The 17,096-nt window shown below is 75.1% G+C and carries 9 protein-coding genes and 1 pseudogene; 5 read left to right on the top strand and 5 right to left on the bottom strand.

Going from position 1 to position 17,096, the window contains the following annotated elements:
- Window positions 1–367 precede the first annotated feature (367 nt).
- Window positions 368–2,185: a VanW family protein gene (locus tag ACGF5G_RS35135; RefSeq protein ID WP_393271149.1), complete on the bottom strand. Its 1,818-nt coding sequence runs from the start codon at window positions 2,183–2,185 to the stop codon at window positions 368–370.
- Between the two features lie 183 nt (window positions 2,186–2,368).
- Here ACGF5G_RS35135 and nudC point away from each other — a divergent pair, with 183 nt between their 5' ends.
- Window positions 2,369–3,292, top strand: a complete 924-nt coding sequence (gene nudC, locus ACGF5G_RS35140; RefSeq protein WP_393271150.1) for an NAD(+) diphosphatase — start codon at window positions 2,369–2,371, stop codon at window positions 3,290–3,292.
- Window position 3,293: 1 nt separating this feature from the next.
- Here nudC and ACGF5G_RS35145 read toward each other — a convergent pair whose 3' ends face one another.
- Window positions 3,294–5,813 carry a fibronectin type III domain-containing protein gene (locus ACGF5G_RS35145; protein ID WP_393271152.1) on the bottom strand — a complete coding sequence of 840 codons (2,520 nt, stop codon included), beginning with the start codon at window positions 5,811–5,813 and terminating at the stop codon, window positions 3,294–3,296.
- Between the two features lie 32 nt (window positions 5,814–5,845).
- Window positions 5,846–7,105 carry a polysaccharide biosynthesis protein gene (locus ACGF5G_RS35150; RefSeq protein ID WP_393271153.1) on the bottom strand — a complete coding sequence of 420 codons (1,260 nt, stop codon included), beginning with the start codon at window positions 7,103–7,105 and terminating at the stop codon, window positions 5,846–5,848.
- 115 nt (window positions 7,106–7,220) lie between these two features.
- Between ACGF5G_RS35150 and ACGF5G_RS35155 the strand changes: the two are divergent.
- Both ACGF5G_RS35155 and ACGF5G_RS35160 read left to right on the top strand, forming a co-directional pair.
- Window positions 7,221–8,753, top strand: a pseudogene (locus ACGF5G_RS35155) (hypothetical protein); the annotation flags it as partial.
- 128 nt (window positions 8,754–8,881) lie between these two features.
- Window positions 8,882–9,076 (top strand): hypothetical protein, encoded by a 195-nt coding sequence (locus ACGF5G_RS35160; RefSeq protein ID WP_393271155.1) that lies wholly within the window; start codon window positions 8,882–8,884, stop codon window positions 9,074–9,076.
- On the opposite strand, the gene ACGF5G_RS35165 is transcribed toward ACGF5G_RS35160, so the two are convergent.
- Window positions 9,061–10,272: a glycosyltransferase family 4 protein gene (locus ACGF5G_RS35165; RefSeq protein WP_393271157.1), complete on the bottom strand. Its 1,212-nt coding sequence runs from the start codon at window positions 10,270–10,272 to the stop codon at window positions 9,061–9,063. The two genes, ACGF5G_RS35160 and ACGF5G_RS35165, sit on opposite strands and share 16 nt — an antisense overlap.
- An 85-nt stretch (window positions 10,273–10,357) precedes the next feature.
- Between ACGF5G_RS35165 and ACGF5G_RS35170 the strand changes: the two genes are divergently transcribed.
- Complete coding sequence (locus ACGF5G_RS35170; RefSeq protein WP_393271159.1) at window positions 10,358–14,650, top strand: alpha-(1->3)-arabinofuranosyltransferase family protein; 4,293 nt, start codon at window positions 10,358–10,360, stop codon at window positions 14,648–14,650.
- Here the strand turns inward: ACGF5G_RS35170 and ACGF5G_RS35175 are convergent.
- A complete protein-coding gene (locus ACGF5G_RS35175; protein WP_393271161.1) occupies window positions 14,542–15,741 on the bottom strand; it encodes an acyltransferase family protein in 1,200 nt (399 codons plus the stop codon). The genes ACGF5G_RS35170 and ACGF5G_RS35175 overlap by 109 nt on opposite strands.
- Window positions 15,742–15,852: 111 nt before the next feature.
- Here ACGF5G_RS35175 and ACGF5G_RS35180 point away from each other — a divergent pair, with 111 nt between their 5' ends.
- The gene (locus tag ACGF5G_RS35180) at window positions 15,853–16,965 is read left to right on the top strand and encodes a DUF3068 domain-containing protein (RefSeq protein ID WP_393271163.1); all 1,113 of its coding nucleotides are present in this window, start codon (window positions 15,853–15,855) and stop codon (window positions 16,963–16,965) included.
- The last annotated feature ends 131 nt before the right edge of the window (window positions 16,966–17,096 follow it).

Raw genomic sequence — 17,096 nt, forward strand, 5'->3', positions numbered from 1 at the left:
GGGGGGGGGGGGGGGGGGGGGGGGGGGGGGGGGGGGGGGCGGGGGGGGGGGGGGGCGGGCGGGGGGGGGGGGGGGCCCGCCCCCCCCCCCCCCCCCGCGCCCGCCCCCCCCCCCCCCCCACCCCCACCCACCCGACACCGCAACAAACGCCTCAGGCAGCGCCCACCCCCACCCCACCTGGGCCGCCACACAGAACGGGACGCGGACCGAGGCAGGCCCACGCCCGATCAGGCCGAAGGAGTCACGCACCCGTCCGAGATCCGCCGCCTGGTGAGGAACAGAGCCCGCGCGGGTGTGCGTACGCCGGAAAGGAGCTGCCCCGCCGGCGGGGCAGGCGGGGCAGCGACGTGCGGGAGTGGGACGGACGTCAGGACGGTTCGCGGGCGCAGATGAAGCGCGGCTCGGCGTCGTAGCGCCAGGTGAACTTCTCCCGCTTGACGACCTTGCCGTCCTTCTTGATGACCCGGAAGGCGTCCTGGGTGAAGCCCTGGCTGCCGCTGGCGGGGATGCAGGTGGGGCCCGGCTCCAGATAGACGGTCTTCGGCTGGGTGATGTTGCGCCGCGGGCTGTACTCCGTCTTCACGCTGTCCCAGATCTTGGTGCTCCAGACGGACACCGTGATGGAACTGGACGTGTACGAGGTGTCGATCAGGACGCCGTACTCGGTGTTGTTGCGGAACTTGAAGTCCAGGTCCGGCCAGAAGATGGTCGACTCGATGACCGCCGGGTACCGGCTGAACCAGTACGAGTGCGGCTTGTGCTCGACGTCCTCCAGGCCCGCGTAGTAGGTCGCGTTGAACAGCGTGGTGGTGAACTGCGAGGTGCCGCCGCCCACGCCCGGCACCAGCTTGCCGTTCAGGATGACCGGGGCGTCCCGGTAGCCCTGGGCGTAGCCGCGCTCACCGGTGTGCCCGTTGAGCGAGAACGTCTCGCCGGGCAGCACGACCGTGCCGTCCACGTCCTTGGCGATCGTGATGATGTTCTGGCTGCGCGGCGAGGAGAGCCCACCGGTGAACCGGGTGGTGAACGTGGACACCCGCTCCTTGATGCCGAGCCCGGCCAGCTTCTCCGTGGTCAGCTCCGGCTCGGCCGGCTTCAGCTCGCCGGTGACCTTCCGGTCCTCCGCCTTCGACAGGACGGCCAGCAGGTCGCGGCCGAGGGCGGCGCTGTCGAGCTGCTGCCCCGGCTTGCCGTCGACGACCTTCGGCTTGCCTCCGGAGATGGTCATCCGGGCGTCCTTCGGCGGCACCTCGATCGTCGCCAGGTCGTCGCCGAGCGCGGCGCGCAGCCGCTTCACGTCGACCTGTGGGGTCAGCTTGCCGGCCTCGTCGGCGGTGAACCGCAGGCTCCTCGCGATCGCCTTCGGCGGGATCTGCACGGAGCCCTTGTCGGTGGTGAGCGTGACCGGCGCGGCGACGGCCGGCTCCGCCAGCTCGGCGACCAGCCGGTCCACCTCCTCGGCGGTGGTCGCCGGGTGCGTCTCGACCAGCGGCACGGTCACCGGCTGGCGGCTCAGCCAGCCCTCCCGCACCACCTGCGCGGAGCGCTCCGGATCCAGCGCGAGGCTCGGCTTCGGGTGCACCGCCTTCGGCGTGGTGCCCTTCCAGGTGATCGCCGGCATCGTCATCTTCCGGCCCTGGTCGCCGGCCACCTTCTTCAGGGCGGCGTCGAGTCGGGCGACGTCCACGGTCACCACCGGCTGGACCGTGCGGGACCCGACGAGCCGGTCGACCGCGTGCGCGTCCGCCTCGGCCGCCGCCGCCACGGTGGCGTTGACGTCGACCGCCAGGCCGACCTCGGCCGGGACGATCTCGGCGGTTCGCTCGCCGACGCGTACCGACAGGGGGGCCGCGATCTCGGCGGCGCGGCGGTCCAGCGCCGCCCGCAGTTCCCGGGCGGCGTCCGCGCGGCTCTTTCCGCCGAGCTCCGCCCCGAGCACCGTCGTCCCGCGGGGCACGTCACCGGCGTACGCGTAGGCACCCACCCCCGCCACGGAGGCCAGCACCGCCGTGGCGACACCGGCGGCGAGCAGCAGGCGGACCCGGCGCGACCGGGACCCTCCGCCCGGTCGGCCGGCGGGCACGACGGGCTCCGGCTCGTCACCCGGCCAGGTCACCGCGGTGACCTGCACGGTGGGCCGGTCGTCGGCGGGTGGGTTCTTCTCGCCGTACAGCGTCACGGTCACCTCGATCGGGGCATACCACAAGGGGGGGAGCGCGCGCCCCGCCCGGAAGACACCTACGGTAACCGGCGGCCCGGCACGGCGGCAGTCTGCGCCCCTCCCGTTGCGGCAGCGCGTGTCGCGCGGCGTGTTGGCGGGGGGCCGCCCGGGCGCGGGGCGCGGCGGCGGCCATGGCACGGTAGGGGCATGCGAGCGGACGAGGCGGTCCTGGCGTACGGCGGCGGCTGGCTGGACCGGGCGGGGGAGTTGCGCGCCGACCCGGAGCGGATCGCGGCGCTGATGGCCGACCCGGGCAGCGTCGTCCTGCCGTTCTGGCGGGACCGCTGCCTGGTCGCGGAGGACGTGCCGGTGCGGTTGACCGGCGACCTGGCGGCCGGGGTGCTCGCCCTCGCCGACGAGACCGCCTTCCTGGGCCTGGGCGACGACACGTCGGCCGTCTTCGCGGTGGACCTTTCCGGCCTGTCCGAGGCCGCCGCCGTCGAGGCGGCCGGGGCGGACGCCGCCGTGGACGTCCGGGCGTTGGTCGGCCGGCTCGGTCCGGCCGAGGCGGCCGTCCAGGCGTACGCGCGGGGGCTGCTGCACTGGCACCGGCAGCAGCGCTTCTGCGGCGCCTGCGGGGCGTCGACCGTGGCCCGGGGCGGGGGACACGTCCGGTCCTGCACCGGGGCGGACTGCGGCCGGCTCCTCTTTCCCCGGATCGAACCGGCGGTCATCGTGCTGGTCGAGGCGCCCGGAGCCCCGGACCGCTGCCTGCTGGCCCGGCACGCGGGCGCGCGCGAGGGGGCGTACTCGACGCTCGCCGGTTTCGTGGAGGTGGGCGAGAGCCTGGAGGACGCCGTCCGGCGGGAGATGGCCGAGGAGGCCGGGGTGACGGTGACCGACCTGACGTACGTGGGGTCGCAGGCGTGGCCGTTCCCGGCGGGACTGATGGTCGGCTTCCGGGCCACCGCCGCGTCCGAGGAGGTGCGGGTGGACGGCGAGGAACTGCTGGAGGCGCGCTGGTTCACCCGGGACGAGCTGCGCGAGCGGGTGGCTGCCGGGTGGCCGCTCGGCCGGGTCGACTCGATCGACCACCACCTGCTCCGATCCTGGCTCGCCGCCGGAGCCTGACTCACTCCACGAGCACGGCGACGGGCGCGGACGGCGAACCAGTGTCGACGCCGTCGGTGGCCGCGACCCGGAACTCGTAGCGGTGGCCCCGGGTCAGCAGTACGGCGGTGAAGTCGGTTCCGGCCACGGGGTACGGATCCGTCCGCCAGCTCGTACCGGACGTGACATCCCGGAGCTGGACGCGGTAGGCGAGGCCAGGGCCGGCCTGACGCCAGCTCAGCCGCGCCTCACCGTTGCCGCTCGCCGTCACCGCCAGCCCGCCCGGCGTGGGCAGCCGCGGCGTGGCCCGGACCGGCCTGCTCAGCCGACCCGGACCGGCCTGGTTGGCGGCGGCGACCGCGAACTCGTACTCGTGGCCGTTGCGCAGCTGGTGGATGGTGGCCTCGGTGCCCTGCACGGCCACCTTCTCCTCGGTGAATTCCCGCTCCCCGGCGGTGAGGTCCCGCCGGTAGACGCGGTGCCACCCGCCGGGGTTGGTCGAGCGCCAGGCCAGCTCCACCTGACCCGGCCCGATCTTCGTCACCCGCAGGCCGGCCGGCACCACCTTCGGCGCGGTGAACCGTGGCCGGGCCCGGACCGGCGGGGAGAGGGGGCCCTCGCCGCCGCTGTTGACGGCGCTGACGGCGAACTCGTACTCGTGGTCGTGTCGGAGGTACCGGGCGAGGTGGTTCGCCCTGGTGTCCAGTGACGGCGAGCCGAGGCGGGTCTCGCCCGCCGTCACGTCCCGTCGGTAGACGCGGTAGGAGACGCCCGGTCCGAGGCTGGCCCAGTTGAGCCGAATGTCGCCGTCCGGCTGGGGGCTGGCGGTCGGCCGGGCCGGCGCGGCCGGCGGGGTGACGAACGCGGTGGCCCGGACCGGCGCGGAGGGTTGGCTGTCCCCGCCGCCGCCGACCGCGACGACGGTGAACTCGTACGTCCGCGCGTGCCACAGCGAGTCGACGGTCGCGCTGGTGCCGGTGAACGTGCCGACCAGGGCCGGTGCCCGCTGACCCGAGGTGACGTCGCGCTGGTACAGCCGGAACAGTTGGACGAACGGCAGCGGGTCCCAGCGCACCGCGACGTCCCCGGTCCGCCCGGCCGTCGCCCGCAGCCCGCCGGGCGGCGCAGGTGGCGGCACGGTGGCGGTCATCCGCGCCACCGGCGACGGCGGGCCTTCGCCCCGGCGCCCGAGCGTGGTCACCCGGAACTCGTACTCGTGGCCGTTGACGAGGAAGTCGGCGGAGAAGCGGGGCTCGGCGGTCGGCTCGCCGATGCGGACGAAGTGGGTCTGGCCGGCGGTCACGTCTCGACGGTGGACCAGGTAACGCGGGTCGTCATCGGCACTGACGGGACGCCAGCGCAGCTCGGCGTTGCCCGCGCCCTGGGCGTCGGCGGTGAGCGCGGCCGGAGCTGGCGGCACGTCGGCCCGGTCCGGCCGGGGGCGGGGCCAGTCGACCTCGACGAAACGCGGCCGGTAGACGCCGGCGTCGGCGTACGTCACCGCGTCGTCGACGTTGTTGACGTTGTACGAGATCAGCAGCTTTCCCGGGCGGGCCAGGTCGGGGTGCAGGTCGGCGTCGTAGACGAGGTGCCCGGCGTCGGTCTCCGCGGCGCTGTGCAGGTAGTCCGGCCCCTCGAACGGCCCCGTCGGCCCGGCGGCGGAGTAGGCCACGAGGTCGCCGCTGAACACGAGGTTGTTCTCGTGGGTCACGAGCACGTACCGGTCCCCGACCCGCTGCACGCCGTACGACGTGCCGACGCCGCTGAGGACGCGGGCGGACCGGTCCACCTCGGGCGCCCAGCCGCTGCCCGTCCAGAACTCCCACGGGCCCGTGAGATCGTCCCCGGCGACCCGGGCCACGTGCGCGAACTTGGTATCGCCGCTCGCCTCGGTCCCGTAGATCCAGGTGTGCCCGCCGTCGCGGAGCAGCGCGGAGCCCCAGGAGATCCGCTGCCCCAGCGGCAGCGGCCGGACGGCGGTGGGAGCCAGGCCGGGTAACGCGAAGGTGGCCAGCGACGTGCCCAGCAGGACGTGGTCCAGCGGGCCGGCGCCGGTCCGGCGGTAGCGGTTGACCAGCATCTGGAGGCTCTGGCCGACGACCTGGGCGTCGCCGACCCAGTGGAACTGGTCGGCGGCCGGTGGTGGCACCAGCGAAGCGGGCTCCTCGGCGGTGCCGCCGTGCACGGTCTCGCGCAGCTCCTCGCCCTGCTGCACGACCATCGAGTTGTTGATGAACGACGCGGTGTCGGGCCGGGAACCGTCCGGATCGACCGGGCCGAGGAAGGTGTCGGAGAAGAGCCAGAGCAGCCGGCCGTCGGGGAGTCGGACGGAGGCTGTCCGGTCGGCGCCGTTCCACCGGCCCGAGGTGTCGCCGTAGCGGTCGAAGAGGGCGGTGAGCCGCTCGGCCGACATGCCGCCCTCGGCGCGCGCCCGGCCGGGGACGCCAGCGGTCAGGCTGACCACCAGCGCGGCGGCGTACAGCACGAGCAGCCAGCGGGTGTGCGGACGGGCCTCCCGTCGGCGGGATCCGGTCGTGGCCATGCTGACGCTCACCAGAAACCCCCGTCTCCTGGTTATCCGTCCCGCACTGTGACATGTGCTCCCGGTGGATGGGTAGTGGCCGTCCGGGCGGGTTTCGCCCTGCCGCCGCGTTCCTGGGCCATCGTCAGCAGCCCGGTCGCCACGGCGGTGACGGCCGCCGTCACCAGGGCCGCCCCGGCGATCCCGGCGATGCTCCGTGGCACGACGGTCGCGACCGCGGCCACGTACACCACCGTCGACAGCCACAGTGGAGCGGCGGGCCACCGGGCCGATGCCGCGACCCGGGCGTTCACCAGGATGAAGACCACCGCGTACAGGGCGCCGGTGGCGGCGAAGAGTGGGGCGTAGCGGCCGGACCCGACGTACGCCGGGCCGCCGGCCAGGCGGAAGGCGAGCCCGCCGGCCAGCGCCGAGCCCAGCACCAGCACCGCCCCGGCGCCGGCGACCAGGGCCAGCGCGGTGACCAGGGCGCGGCGGTCACCCTTCGCCAGGCGGGGCAGCGCGATCACGGTCACCACCTGCGGCGCCCAGAGGGCGCCCTTGGTCAGCACGGTGCCGACGGCGTAGGTGCCGGAGACGTCCGGCGGTAGGAAGCGGCGGGCGAGCAGCAGGTCCACGTACGAGACGACCAGCATCGCCAGCGTGGCGCCGCTGGCGGTGAGCACGGTCCGGGTGGCGAGCGAGGGTGCCGTCGGGTCGATGCCGGAGCCCCGGTTGAGGCGTACCAGCAGGGCGAGCACCAGGACCGAGGTGACCGCCCCGGCCAGCAGCGACCCGGTGAGCCCGCCGCCGAGCGAGAGCCCCGCCACCATGCCCCCGTAGCGTCCGGCGCCGAGCAGCGCCATGCCGCCGGCGAGCCGCAGGAAGCGCTGGTCGCCCTGCAACTCGCCGAGCCAGCGGCCGGCCGCGACGACCGCCACGGTGAGCACGCCGAGCAGCAGCACCGCCGGGGCGGCCAGCCGGAGCTGCACGGCGGCCACCGGCAGCGTCACGGCGAGCAGCACGGCGGTGACGACGAGCGTGAGCAGGGTCGGTCGCGTGGTGGCGGCGTGGCCGTGGCGGGCCCGGTGCACGGCGACCGCGATCTGCAGCCCGGTGCCGGCCACACCGCCTATCGCGCCCAGCGCGAGGAGGGTGGCCAGCGCGCTCAGCTCCGCCGGGTCGAGGTGTCGGGCGCCGAGGACGGGCACCACGTAGGCCAGCCCGTTGACGAAGACGCCGGCCAGCGTCACCGCCACCCCTGCGGCGCCGAGACCGGTCGCCCGGCCGCGCCTGTCCGAATCCGTTTCCATCACCGCCCCGGGTCGCCGGCACTCCCGGCTGTGCGGCGGGCGCGCGTACAGTGGCGCCACGCCGGTGCCACGCCCGGTCAGCGTAGTGAGGAGGTCAACCCTGCGGGAGAGGTCGATGCTCGCCGGGCTCGGGCTGGCCGTCACCCTGCTGGTGCTGGCTCCGCTGGCGGCTCCCGGATACGTGCTCAGTTACGACATGGTCTTCGTGCCGCACCAGCCGTGGCGCGCGGAACTCGTCGTCCCGTCCGACTCGCTGCCCCGGGCGGTGCCGTTGGACGCCCTGGTGTCGCTGGCCAGTCAGGTGGTGCCCGGTTGGCTGGTGCAGCGGCTGGTGCTGGTGGCGGTGCTGCTGCTCGCCACCGTCGGCGCCGGGTTGCTGGTGCCGGCGCGGCGCCCGGTCACCCGGCTGGTGGCCGCCGTCGGGTACGCGTGGACGCCATACCTGGCGGAACGGCTGCTGATCGGGCACTGGGGCCTGCTGCTGGCGTACGCGTCGCTGCCCTGGCTGGTGTCGGCGGTGCTCCGGTTGCGCGCCGGTGGGCGGCGGGCGCTGCCGCTGCTGGTGCTGGCCGCCGTGCCCGCGGCGGTGACCCCGACCGGCGGCCTCATCGCCCTGGCCAGCACCGTCGTGCTGGTGTCGCGGCGGGCCGGGGGCCGGGTCGGGGCGGCTGCGGTGGGGCTCGTGCTGCTGCTGAACGCGCCCTGGTTGGTGGCGGCGGCCCTGACCCGGGCGGATGCCCGGACCGACCCCGACGGGGTGGCGGCGTTCGCGGCGCGGGCGGAGAACTGGAGTGGCGCGCTCGGCGCGCTGGCCGGCACCGGCGGGATCTGGAACGCGCAGACGACGCCGGAGAGCCGCTCGTCCCCGCTGGCGCCGGTGGCCACCGCCGTCGTGCTGGCCGTGGCGGTCCTCGGCTACCGGACGTTGAGCCGCCGGTGGTCGGGTGGGCTCGCGCACCGGCTCGCCGGGCTGGCGGCCGGCGGTTTCCTGCTCGCCGCTCTGGGCGTGCTGCCCGGCTTGGGCGGGCTGCTGGAGTGGTCGGTGGCCACGGTGCCGGGGGCCGGGGTGCTGCGCGACGGGCAGAAGTTCCTCGTCCCGTACGCCCTGCTGGTCGCCGTCGGGTTCGCGCTCGGCGTGGAGCGGCTGGCCGAGGCGGCGGGTCGGGCCGGTCGGGTGGGCGCGGGTGCGGTGCTCGCCGGGGCGCTGGTCCTGCCCGTGGTGGTGCTGCCGGACCTGGCGTTCGGCGCGGCCGGCCGGCTGCGACCGGTGGCCTATCCGGCGGACTGGAACGCCGTCGCCGCCCGCCTCGACGGCCGGCCGGGCGAGGTGCTCTCGCTGCCGTTCGGGGCTTACCGGGCGTACCCGTGGAACGGCGGTCGGACGGCGCTCGACCCGCTGCCCCGCTACGTCGACGCCGACGTCCTCGTCGACGACACGCTCTGGGTTGGCCCGAGCGAGGTGAGCGGGGAGAATCCGCGGGCGGCGCAGGTGCGGCGGGTGCTCGCCACCGGTGCTCCGGTGACGGCCACCGGTGTGCGCTGGGTGGTGGTGCAACGGGTGGCCGGCGGCCACCGGGTGGACCCGGCGATGCTGGTCGGGCTCCGCGAGGTGCACGCCGGCACGGACCTGACCCTGTACGAGAACCCGATGGCGGGCGGCTGACCGGCCGCGAGCGCGCCCACCGGCTGGTATCGATCGTCCTCGTGGCCCTCCCCACCGTCGCTACTTGGTGGTAACGTCCCGCGCACGCAGCTCACGAGGAGGAAGTCAGCACCATGCGCAGTGCTCTCTCGTTGGTTCTCGCCGGAGTGATCGCGGTCGCTCTCGGCGTCATCGGGTCGGTGGCGCTGGCCACCACCCTCACCGGCACCTCGTCGTCCGAGGCCGCCAAGGCCGAGCAGTCCGCGCGGACCAGCTCGGACGGTGGCAGCGGTGGCGCCAACAAGCCGCTGGTCTACGGCGCGAGGTAGGACGGCTCCACCGGCTCCATCTGCTCCGCCGGCACCACCACCCGAACGTTCGCGGCCCTCGCCACGAGGGCCGCGAATTTTTCGCCCGAGACCGGCCAGGTGAAGCGGGCCGCGTGCGCCCGCGCCGCCGCGCCCATCGCGGTACGCAGGGCGTGGTCGGTGAGCAGCACGCGCACCTTGGCGACGAAGTCGTCGACGTCGTCCGCGAGCAGGCCGGTCTCGCCGTCGACGAGCGCCTCCTCGACCCCGCCGGCGCCGCGGAACGCGATCGTCGGCGTGCCCACCGCCCCGGCCTCCACGATGGTCAGCCCCCAGCCCTCCTTCAGCGAGGGAGTGAGCGCGACCCACGCGCTGGCCAGCAGTTCCCCCTTCTCCGCGTCGCTGACGAAGCCGGTGAACCGGACCCGGTCGGTGATGCCCAGCTCGCTGGCGAGCCGGCGCAGGTGCGGCTCCCACCAGCCCTGACCGGCGACCACGAGGGTGAGGCCGGGCAGCTCGCCGGCGAGCCCGGCGACCGCGTGCAGGGCCAGTTCGACCTGCTTGTGCGGCACCAGCCGGCCGAGCACCACCAGGGACGGGTGCGGGGTGCGCGGCACCGGCCCGACTGGCATGTCCGGCGTGCCGTTGTGCACGACGGCGATGCGGGCGAGATCGATGCCGAGGGTGGCCAGCTCCCGGCGGGTGGCCTCGGAGACCGTCACGTACCGGCACCGGCGGTAGACGCGCGGGGCCAGCCAGGACTCCACCCACCAGCCGAAGCGCGCCAGCCAGCGGCCCAGCACCACGGGCCACTGCTCCCGGTGCACGTGGTGTACCAGCGCGATCACCGGACAGAGGGCGTACAGGGCGGAGAGGAAGGGCAGGCCGTTGCCCACGTCCACGATCACGTCCGGTCGGCCACCCCGGCGCCGGGCCAGCGGCCCGAGGCCCAGCCCTCCGGCCAGGTAGATCAACGCGGCACGCAGGTAGACGGTGTGCCGCCCGCCGCGACGCAGCACCCGCACCCCGTCGGCGGTGACCTCCTCGGCGGGACCGGCGGAGTGCGTGGCGCAGAGCAGCGTGGCGCGGTGGCCCCGGCGTACGAGTTCCCCGGCGATCCGCTCGACGTACACCTCCGAGCCGCCGCCCTCGGGGTTCCGGATGTCACGCCAGTTGAGGAAAAGTACGTGCCGGTTGGCGGCAGGCGGTGCTTCCACACTTACTCCTACTGCCGAGTAGTCTTCGCGTCGCGTCACACTATGGGCTTCGTCACGCCCCCCGCAATGCCCCATCGGAGGCGACATGCAGCAGGCGCCGGCCCGTCCGGAGCTGACCGACCGGCCGGACGACACATCGACAAGGGTGTGGCGTCTTCGCTTGGTCGCGGTCTGTCTCGGTTTGTCGGCCCTGGCGTTCCTCCAGGATCCGGGCATGATCGCCATCGACACCAAGGTGGACCTGGCGGTCGATCCGGCCGGATGGTTGAGTCGCGCCCTGCACGTCTGGGACCCGGACGGGACCTTCGGCCAGCTCCAGAATCAGGCGTACGGCTACCTCTGGCCGATGGGCCCGTTCTTCCTCCTCGGCAAGCTGCTCGCCATCCCGGCCTGGGTGGTGCAGCGGCTCTGGTGGGCGCTGCTCATGACGGTGGCCTGCACCGGCGTGGTCCGGCTGGCCGAGCGGCTGCACGTCGGCACGCCGGCGGCCCGGCTGGTCGCCGGGGTCGCCTTCGCGCTCTCCCCCCGGCTGGTCACCGAGCTCGGCCCGATCTCGGTGGAGGCGTGGCCGAGCGCCCTCGCCCCCTGGGTGCTGGTGCCCCTGGTGGGGCTGGCCCGAGGCGGGTCGGTGCGCCGCGCGGTCACCCGGTCCGCGCTGGTGGTGGCGTGTGCCGGGGGCGTCAACGCGACGGCGGTACTGGCCGTCGTGCCGCTGGCCGGCCTCCTGCTGGTCGGCCTGCACCCGTTCCGGCTGCGGATCACGGCATTGGCCGCCTGGGGCCTGGCGGTGGGCGCGGCGACCGCCTGGTGGCTGGTGCCCCTGCTCCTGCTGGGCCGGTACAGTCCGCCGTTCCTCGACTACATCGAGACGGCGCCGGTCACCACCGCACCCACCGACACGACCACCGTGCTGCGCGGCGCCTCGCACTGGCACGCGTACCTCAACGGCGCGTACGGGCCGCCCTGGTCTGCCGGCTGGCGGCTGGCCACCGAGCGACCGCTGGTCGTCGCGACCCTGGTGGTCGCCGGCCTCGGCCTGGTCGGCCTGGCCCGGCGGGGCATGCCGCACCGGCGTCTCCTGATCACCGGCCTGCTGGTCGGGCTGGCCCTGGTCGGGCTCGGTCACGTCGGTGCGGTCGACGGGCTGGGCGCGCAGACGCAGCGGGACTTCCTCGACGCGGCCGGCGCACCGCTGCGCAACGTGCACAAGTTCGACGTGGTGCTCCGGCTGCCGCTCATCCTCGGCCTGGCCCACCTGCTCGGGCTGGTGGCGCGGGCGGCCCGGGCGGCCGACCGGCCCGACCTGAACCCCGGCCTGCCCCGCCTGCTCCAGCCGGTGCGGCTGCGTGCCACCCTGGTCACCGGCACCGCCCTCGTCGCGGTCGCCGGGGTGGCCGCGCCCGCCCTGGCCGCCGGGCTGCCCGCCCAGGGCAGCTTCCGCGAGGTGCCCGGCTACTGGCACCAGGCGACGTCCTGGCTGGACCGCAACCTCGGCATGGACCGGGTGCTGGTGGTGCCCGCCGCCCGTTTCCCCCGCTACCTCTGGGGCAGCCCGAGCGACGAGGTCACCCAGCCCCTGTTGGAGAGCGGCTGGGCGGTGCGCAGCTCCGTGCCGCTCACCCCGCCGGGCACGATCCGCCTGCTCGACACCGTCGAGGCCGCGCTGGCCAACGGCGAGGGCTCCGCCGGGCTGGCCGACCTGCTCGCCCGCTCGGGCGTGCGGTACCTGCTGCTCCGCTCCGATCTCGACTACGGGCGCTCCGGGGCCACCCAGCCGGTGGTGGTCCGGCAGGCGCTGCAACGCTCACCCGGCATCCGTGCGGTGCGCGCCTTCGGGCCGGAGGTCGGCGGCGGCCAACTGCCCGGCAACTTCGTCGACCACGGGCTGGACGTGAAGGTCCGGGCCCTGGAGGTGTACGAGGTCGAGAAGCCGGTCAGCCCGGTCGTCGCGTACGACACGGAGGGGCTGACCACGGTGGTGGGCGGGCCGGAGTCGCTGCTCCAGGTCGCCGCGGCCGGCCGGCTCTCGGACGCCCCGACGGTGCTGGCGGGGGACCGGCCGGCGGGGCTGGCCGGCAGCCCGGTGGTGCTCACCGACGGGTTGCGTCGGCGTGAGGTCGCGTTCGGCCAACCACACGACAACGCCTCGGCGACCATGACACCCGCCGACGAGTCGCGGCTCGGCGCGCCCGCCCGGGACTACCTGCCGCCGTGGGGCGAGGACCAGGCGACCACCGTGCGCTACCTCGGCATCGAGTCGGTCACCGCGTCGAGCTCCTGGTCGGACGCCCAGCCGTTGGTCGGCGGCCGGCCGGCGCACCAGCCGTACGCGGCGCTCGACGGCAGCCTCGCCACCTCCTGGCGCTCGGCGCCGGGCACCCTGGCCACCGAGCAGTGGCTGGAGGTGGAGTTGACCGAGCCGCAGGTGGTCCGCGACGTGGGGCTCGTTTTCGACACCGGCGCCGACTCCCTGCCCACCCGGATCACCGTCGCCGCCGGCAACCAGCAGGCGGTGGTGGAGAACCCGGGCCAGAGCGTGCAGGTCACGGTGCCCGCCGGCCACCCGACCCGCCGGATCCGGGTCTCCGTCGACCAGGTCTTCGACATCCGGGCCGGCTTCGGCGGCGTCGGCATCGCCGAGTTGTCCATCCCCGGCCTGCGGGTCGAGCGGACCCTGGCCGTGCCGGCGCCGCCGGCCAGCGCCGCCCCGGCGGCCGTGGTGCTCACGGCCGCTGCCGGCGCCTCGCCCTGCGTCTTCGACGAGGGCCGGCCGATCTGCGACGGCGGGCTGGCCAGGGAGTCCGAGGACGGCGACCGGATCGACCGGACGCTGAGCCTGCCGATCGCCGCCGGCTACGACGTGGCGCTGCGGGTACGCCCCCGGGCGGGGAGCGCCCTGAACGCGTTGCTCGACGGCGGTGGCGAGGCGGCCGTCGCGCGCGGCGTCAGCCCGGCGGTCGCCGCCTCCAGCATCGGCGTTCCCCACCCCGCGGCCCGGCCGGGCGCGGTCGTCGACGGCGACCCGGCGACGACGTGGTACGCCGCCGCGTCGGACCGGCAGCCGTGGCTGCGCCTGACCTGGCCCAAGGCGCGCCAGATCGCCGGGCTGAAGGTGACCCTGCCACCCACGGCAGCGGCCGCCCGCCCGTGGCAGGCGACCGTGATCGGGGACGGCGGCATGCGCGGCGGCGTCTTCGACGAGGGCGGCAGCCTGGTCTTCGACCGGCCGCTGAAGACCGACCAGATCACCGTGCTGATCTCCGACGTCGTGCCGGCCAACACCTTTGACCCGTACCGGCGGTTGTCGCGGAGCCTGCCCGTCGGCGTGGGCGAGCTGATCGTGCTGCCCGAGGGCCCGGTGCTGCGCAACGACCCGGAGGAGCACGTCACGCTTCCCTGCGGCACCGGGCCCACCGTCGAGGTCGGGACCCACCGGCGCCGGACGGCGCTCGTGGCCAGCCGGCGGGAGTTGGTGGAGCTGCGCGAGGTGGGCGCGGTGCTCTGCGGCGCCCGTGCGGAGGATCCGCTGCCGCTGGCCGGCGGGGAGGTGCGGGTGGTGGCGACGGCGAGCCGCCTGGCAACGCCGGCCCGGCTCGTCCTCACCCCCGACGCCGTCGTTCCGGGGCGCACCGACGGCGGCGCGGCCGGCACGGCGGGCGTGCCGGAGGCCACCCAGACCCCGGTCCGGGTGGACGGCTGGGCGGCCACCCGGCGGTCGCTGCACCTGGACGCGTATCCGGGCCAGCGGGTGCTGGCCCTGCGGGAGAACGCCAACGCGGGGTGGGAGGCCACCGCGGGCGGCAGGCGGCTCACCCCGTTCGTGGTGGACGGCTGGCAGCAGGGCTGGCTGGTGCCGGCCGGTTTCTCCGGCGAGGTGCTGCTCCGGTTCGCCCCGGACGACGGCTACGTCGTGGCGCTGGGCGTCGGCGCGATCCTGCTGGGCGGGGTCGGGGTGGCCGCCGCGCTGCCGAGCCGGCGTGTCCCGCCACCGTTGGCGGCTCCGGCGCGTCGCCGCCGGCACCGACTGCTCGCCCTGCTCTTCGGTGGGGTGGCGCTGCTGCTGTTCGGTGGCCTGGCGGCGGTCGCGGTCGCGCTGCTGGCGGCGGCCGGTGTGCTGGCCGGTCACGTGCTGGAGCCGCAGCTGCACCCGCCGGACCGGCACCGGCTGCACCGGCTGTACCGGGTGGCCGGACGCTGGCTGCCGGTGGGCTGCTTCGCGCTGGCCGGCTGGTACGCGGTGACCCGCGGCGGGCACACCGCGGCGGTGCCTCAACTGGCGGCGGTCGCGGCCGTGACGGTGCTCTGGTTCTCGGTCGTGCTCCCGCCGCGGCGCGGCCACGGCCCGTTCCAGCGTTGGAAGGGGCGCTCGACGGCGTAGTAGCTGAGCGCGGCGAGGACCAGCCCGCCGGCGACGGTGAGCAGGAAGATCTGGCCCGTGTCGCCGGTGAAGTTCGGCCGGTCCGTGAGGAGGTAGATCCCCTCCAGCACGAAGGGGTGCCAGAGGAACAGCCCGTAGGAGACCCGGCCGAGCCACCGGCCGACGACGCCACCGAGGACGGCCTTGGTCCGGGTGTCCGGCCCGAACGCCACCGGCAGCACCAGCATCACCGCCACCACGGCGTACAGCGCCATCTTCAGCCCGAACTGGGCGGCGGTGGGTTCGGCCAGGTCCCGGGGCCCGCCGATCGGCGTGGTGGCGACGGCCAGCGCGGCCAGCGCGACCGACCAGCACGCCAGCGGCGCCGTGCCGAGGTCGTCCAGCCACCGCCACCGGTGCCCGGTGCCGGTGCGCAGCGACACGTGGACGGTGGCCAGCGCCATGCCGGCGCCGAACCAGCCGGCGTAGGACGGCAGCCACATGGTGTGCAGGCCCAGGTCGAGCAGGCCGAGCCCCATCAGGGCCACCCAGCCGGCGGTGACCGCCAGCCCCGCCACGACGATGACGACGGTCGTCCGGCCGGGACGCCAGCGCCGGCCGAGCAGGAGCGCGGCCAGCAGCGGGAGCAGCAGGTAGAAGGCCGCCTCGGTGGCGAGGCTCCACGTCTGGCTGAGGCCGTGCCGCAACTGCCGGGGCTCGTAGATCTGGGCCAGCGCCAGGTGCCGCCACCAGTCGCCGGCGGACGCCGGCCGGTTCTGCGGCAGCACCAGCAGGCAGACCACCACGGTCACCCAGTACGCGGGCAGGATCCGGGTCGCGCGTCGCCACAGGTAGCGCCGGGCGGACGGGGGCCGCTGCCGGGTCGCCAGCGTGTGCGCGTACGGGCGGAAGAGCAGGAACCCGGAGAGCACGAAGAAGACGGCGACGCCCACGTCGAGCCGGGACAGCCAGCTGCCCAGCCCCGAGTCGCCGGTGTTCGCGCCCGTGGCGAACCCGACGTGGTGCCCGACGACGGCCAGCGCGCCGATCACCCGTACGGCGTCGAGCGCGGGCAGCCGGCGGAGGCCCTGATCGGTGGTGGGGGCAGACATCAACCGTCCAGAGGGTCGCGTGAATATGTAACCCGGGAGTAACCTGCGGCCAAGTTTAGGGACAGGACCCCCTCGCCGGACACCGGCTGACTGTCTTTGTTGGGAGGATCAGTGAAGGCTCGCCTGGGCGCCCTGCTGTTCGGGATAGGCGTCTTGTGTCTCGTGCTCGCCGCGGGAGCGGCGTTCTTCGTGGCACCGACGGTGACGAAACTGCCGTACGACCTCGCACTCTGCAACGCGGAGGGCAAGCCCGAGGGGTGCCTGAAGCCGAGCGTCGCGGTGGCGGAGAACGCGAAGTTCCTGCAGCTGAAGAAGGACGCCCCGCCGACGGTCCAGACCGGCACGCTGGAGGCCACCACCGAGGTGGCGCCGCAGGCCGGCGTCACCGAGGCGGAGATGACCGGCGACCTGGAGGGCGAGGCGGTCGTCTGGGGCGCGTACGGCACGGTCAAGTGGACCCAGACCGGTGAGGTGATCAGCCAGTACTCCGCGGAGTTGGCGCTGGACCGGCGGACCGCTGCCGCGGTCGGGTGGGACAAGCAGTTCCTCCAGGCCGACGGGCCGGAGGGGCCGAGCGAGGTCACCTTCGGCGGGCAGGTCTACAAGTTCCCGTTCCACACCGAGCGCAAGGACTACGAGTACTTCGACCGTGACGTGCGCAAGGCGCTGCCGATCCGGTTCGACGGCACCGAGAAGGTCGACGGCATCGAGGCGTACCGGTTCCAGCAGGTCATCGAGGAGACCGACCTGGGCCTGCCGGCCGACCGGGTCAGCGGCCTGCTCGGGGCGTTCGCGCCGGGCGCGACCAGCGGCAAGGTGATGTACAGCAACACCCGCACCATCTGGGTCGAGCCGGTCAGCGGCAACTTCGTCAAGGTGCGGGAGCAGCAGAAGAAGACGCTGGTGCCGGACCAGGGCACGGCCACCGCGCTGCTGGACGCCGACTTCGTCTACACCGACCAGACCATCGCCAACAGCGTGGAGTCCGCCGGGAACAACCGGGACAAGTTGCAGTTGATCGGTCGGACCATCCCGCTCGGGCTGGCGGTCATCGGTGCGCTGGCGCTGCTCGTCGGCCTCTGGCTGGTGCTCTCGGGTCGGCGGGCCACCGCCGCCGCGCGGCACCGCGCCGACGACAGCGACGCCGCCGCGTCGGCAGAGCAGCAGGAGGTCACGTCCGGGGCGCCCGTGCGGGGCGGCGACGGCGAGGCCGGGGACCGGTAGCAGGTCGCCGGGCGTGGGGCCCCCCCGGCGGGGGGGGGGGGGGCCCCCCCCACCCCGGGGGGGGGGGGGGGGGGGGGCCCCCCCCCCCCCCCCCCCCCCCCCCCCCCCCCCCCCCCCCCCCCCCCCCCCCC

The sequence above is a fragment of the Micromonospora sp. NPDC047730 genome, from assembly GCF_043204765.1.
Taxonomy (GTDB): Bacteria; Actinomycetota; Actinomycetes; order Mycobacteriales; family Micromonosporaceae; genus Micromonospora.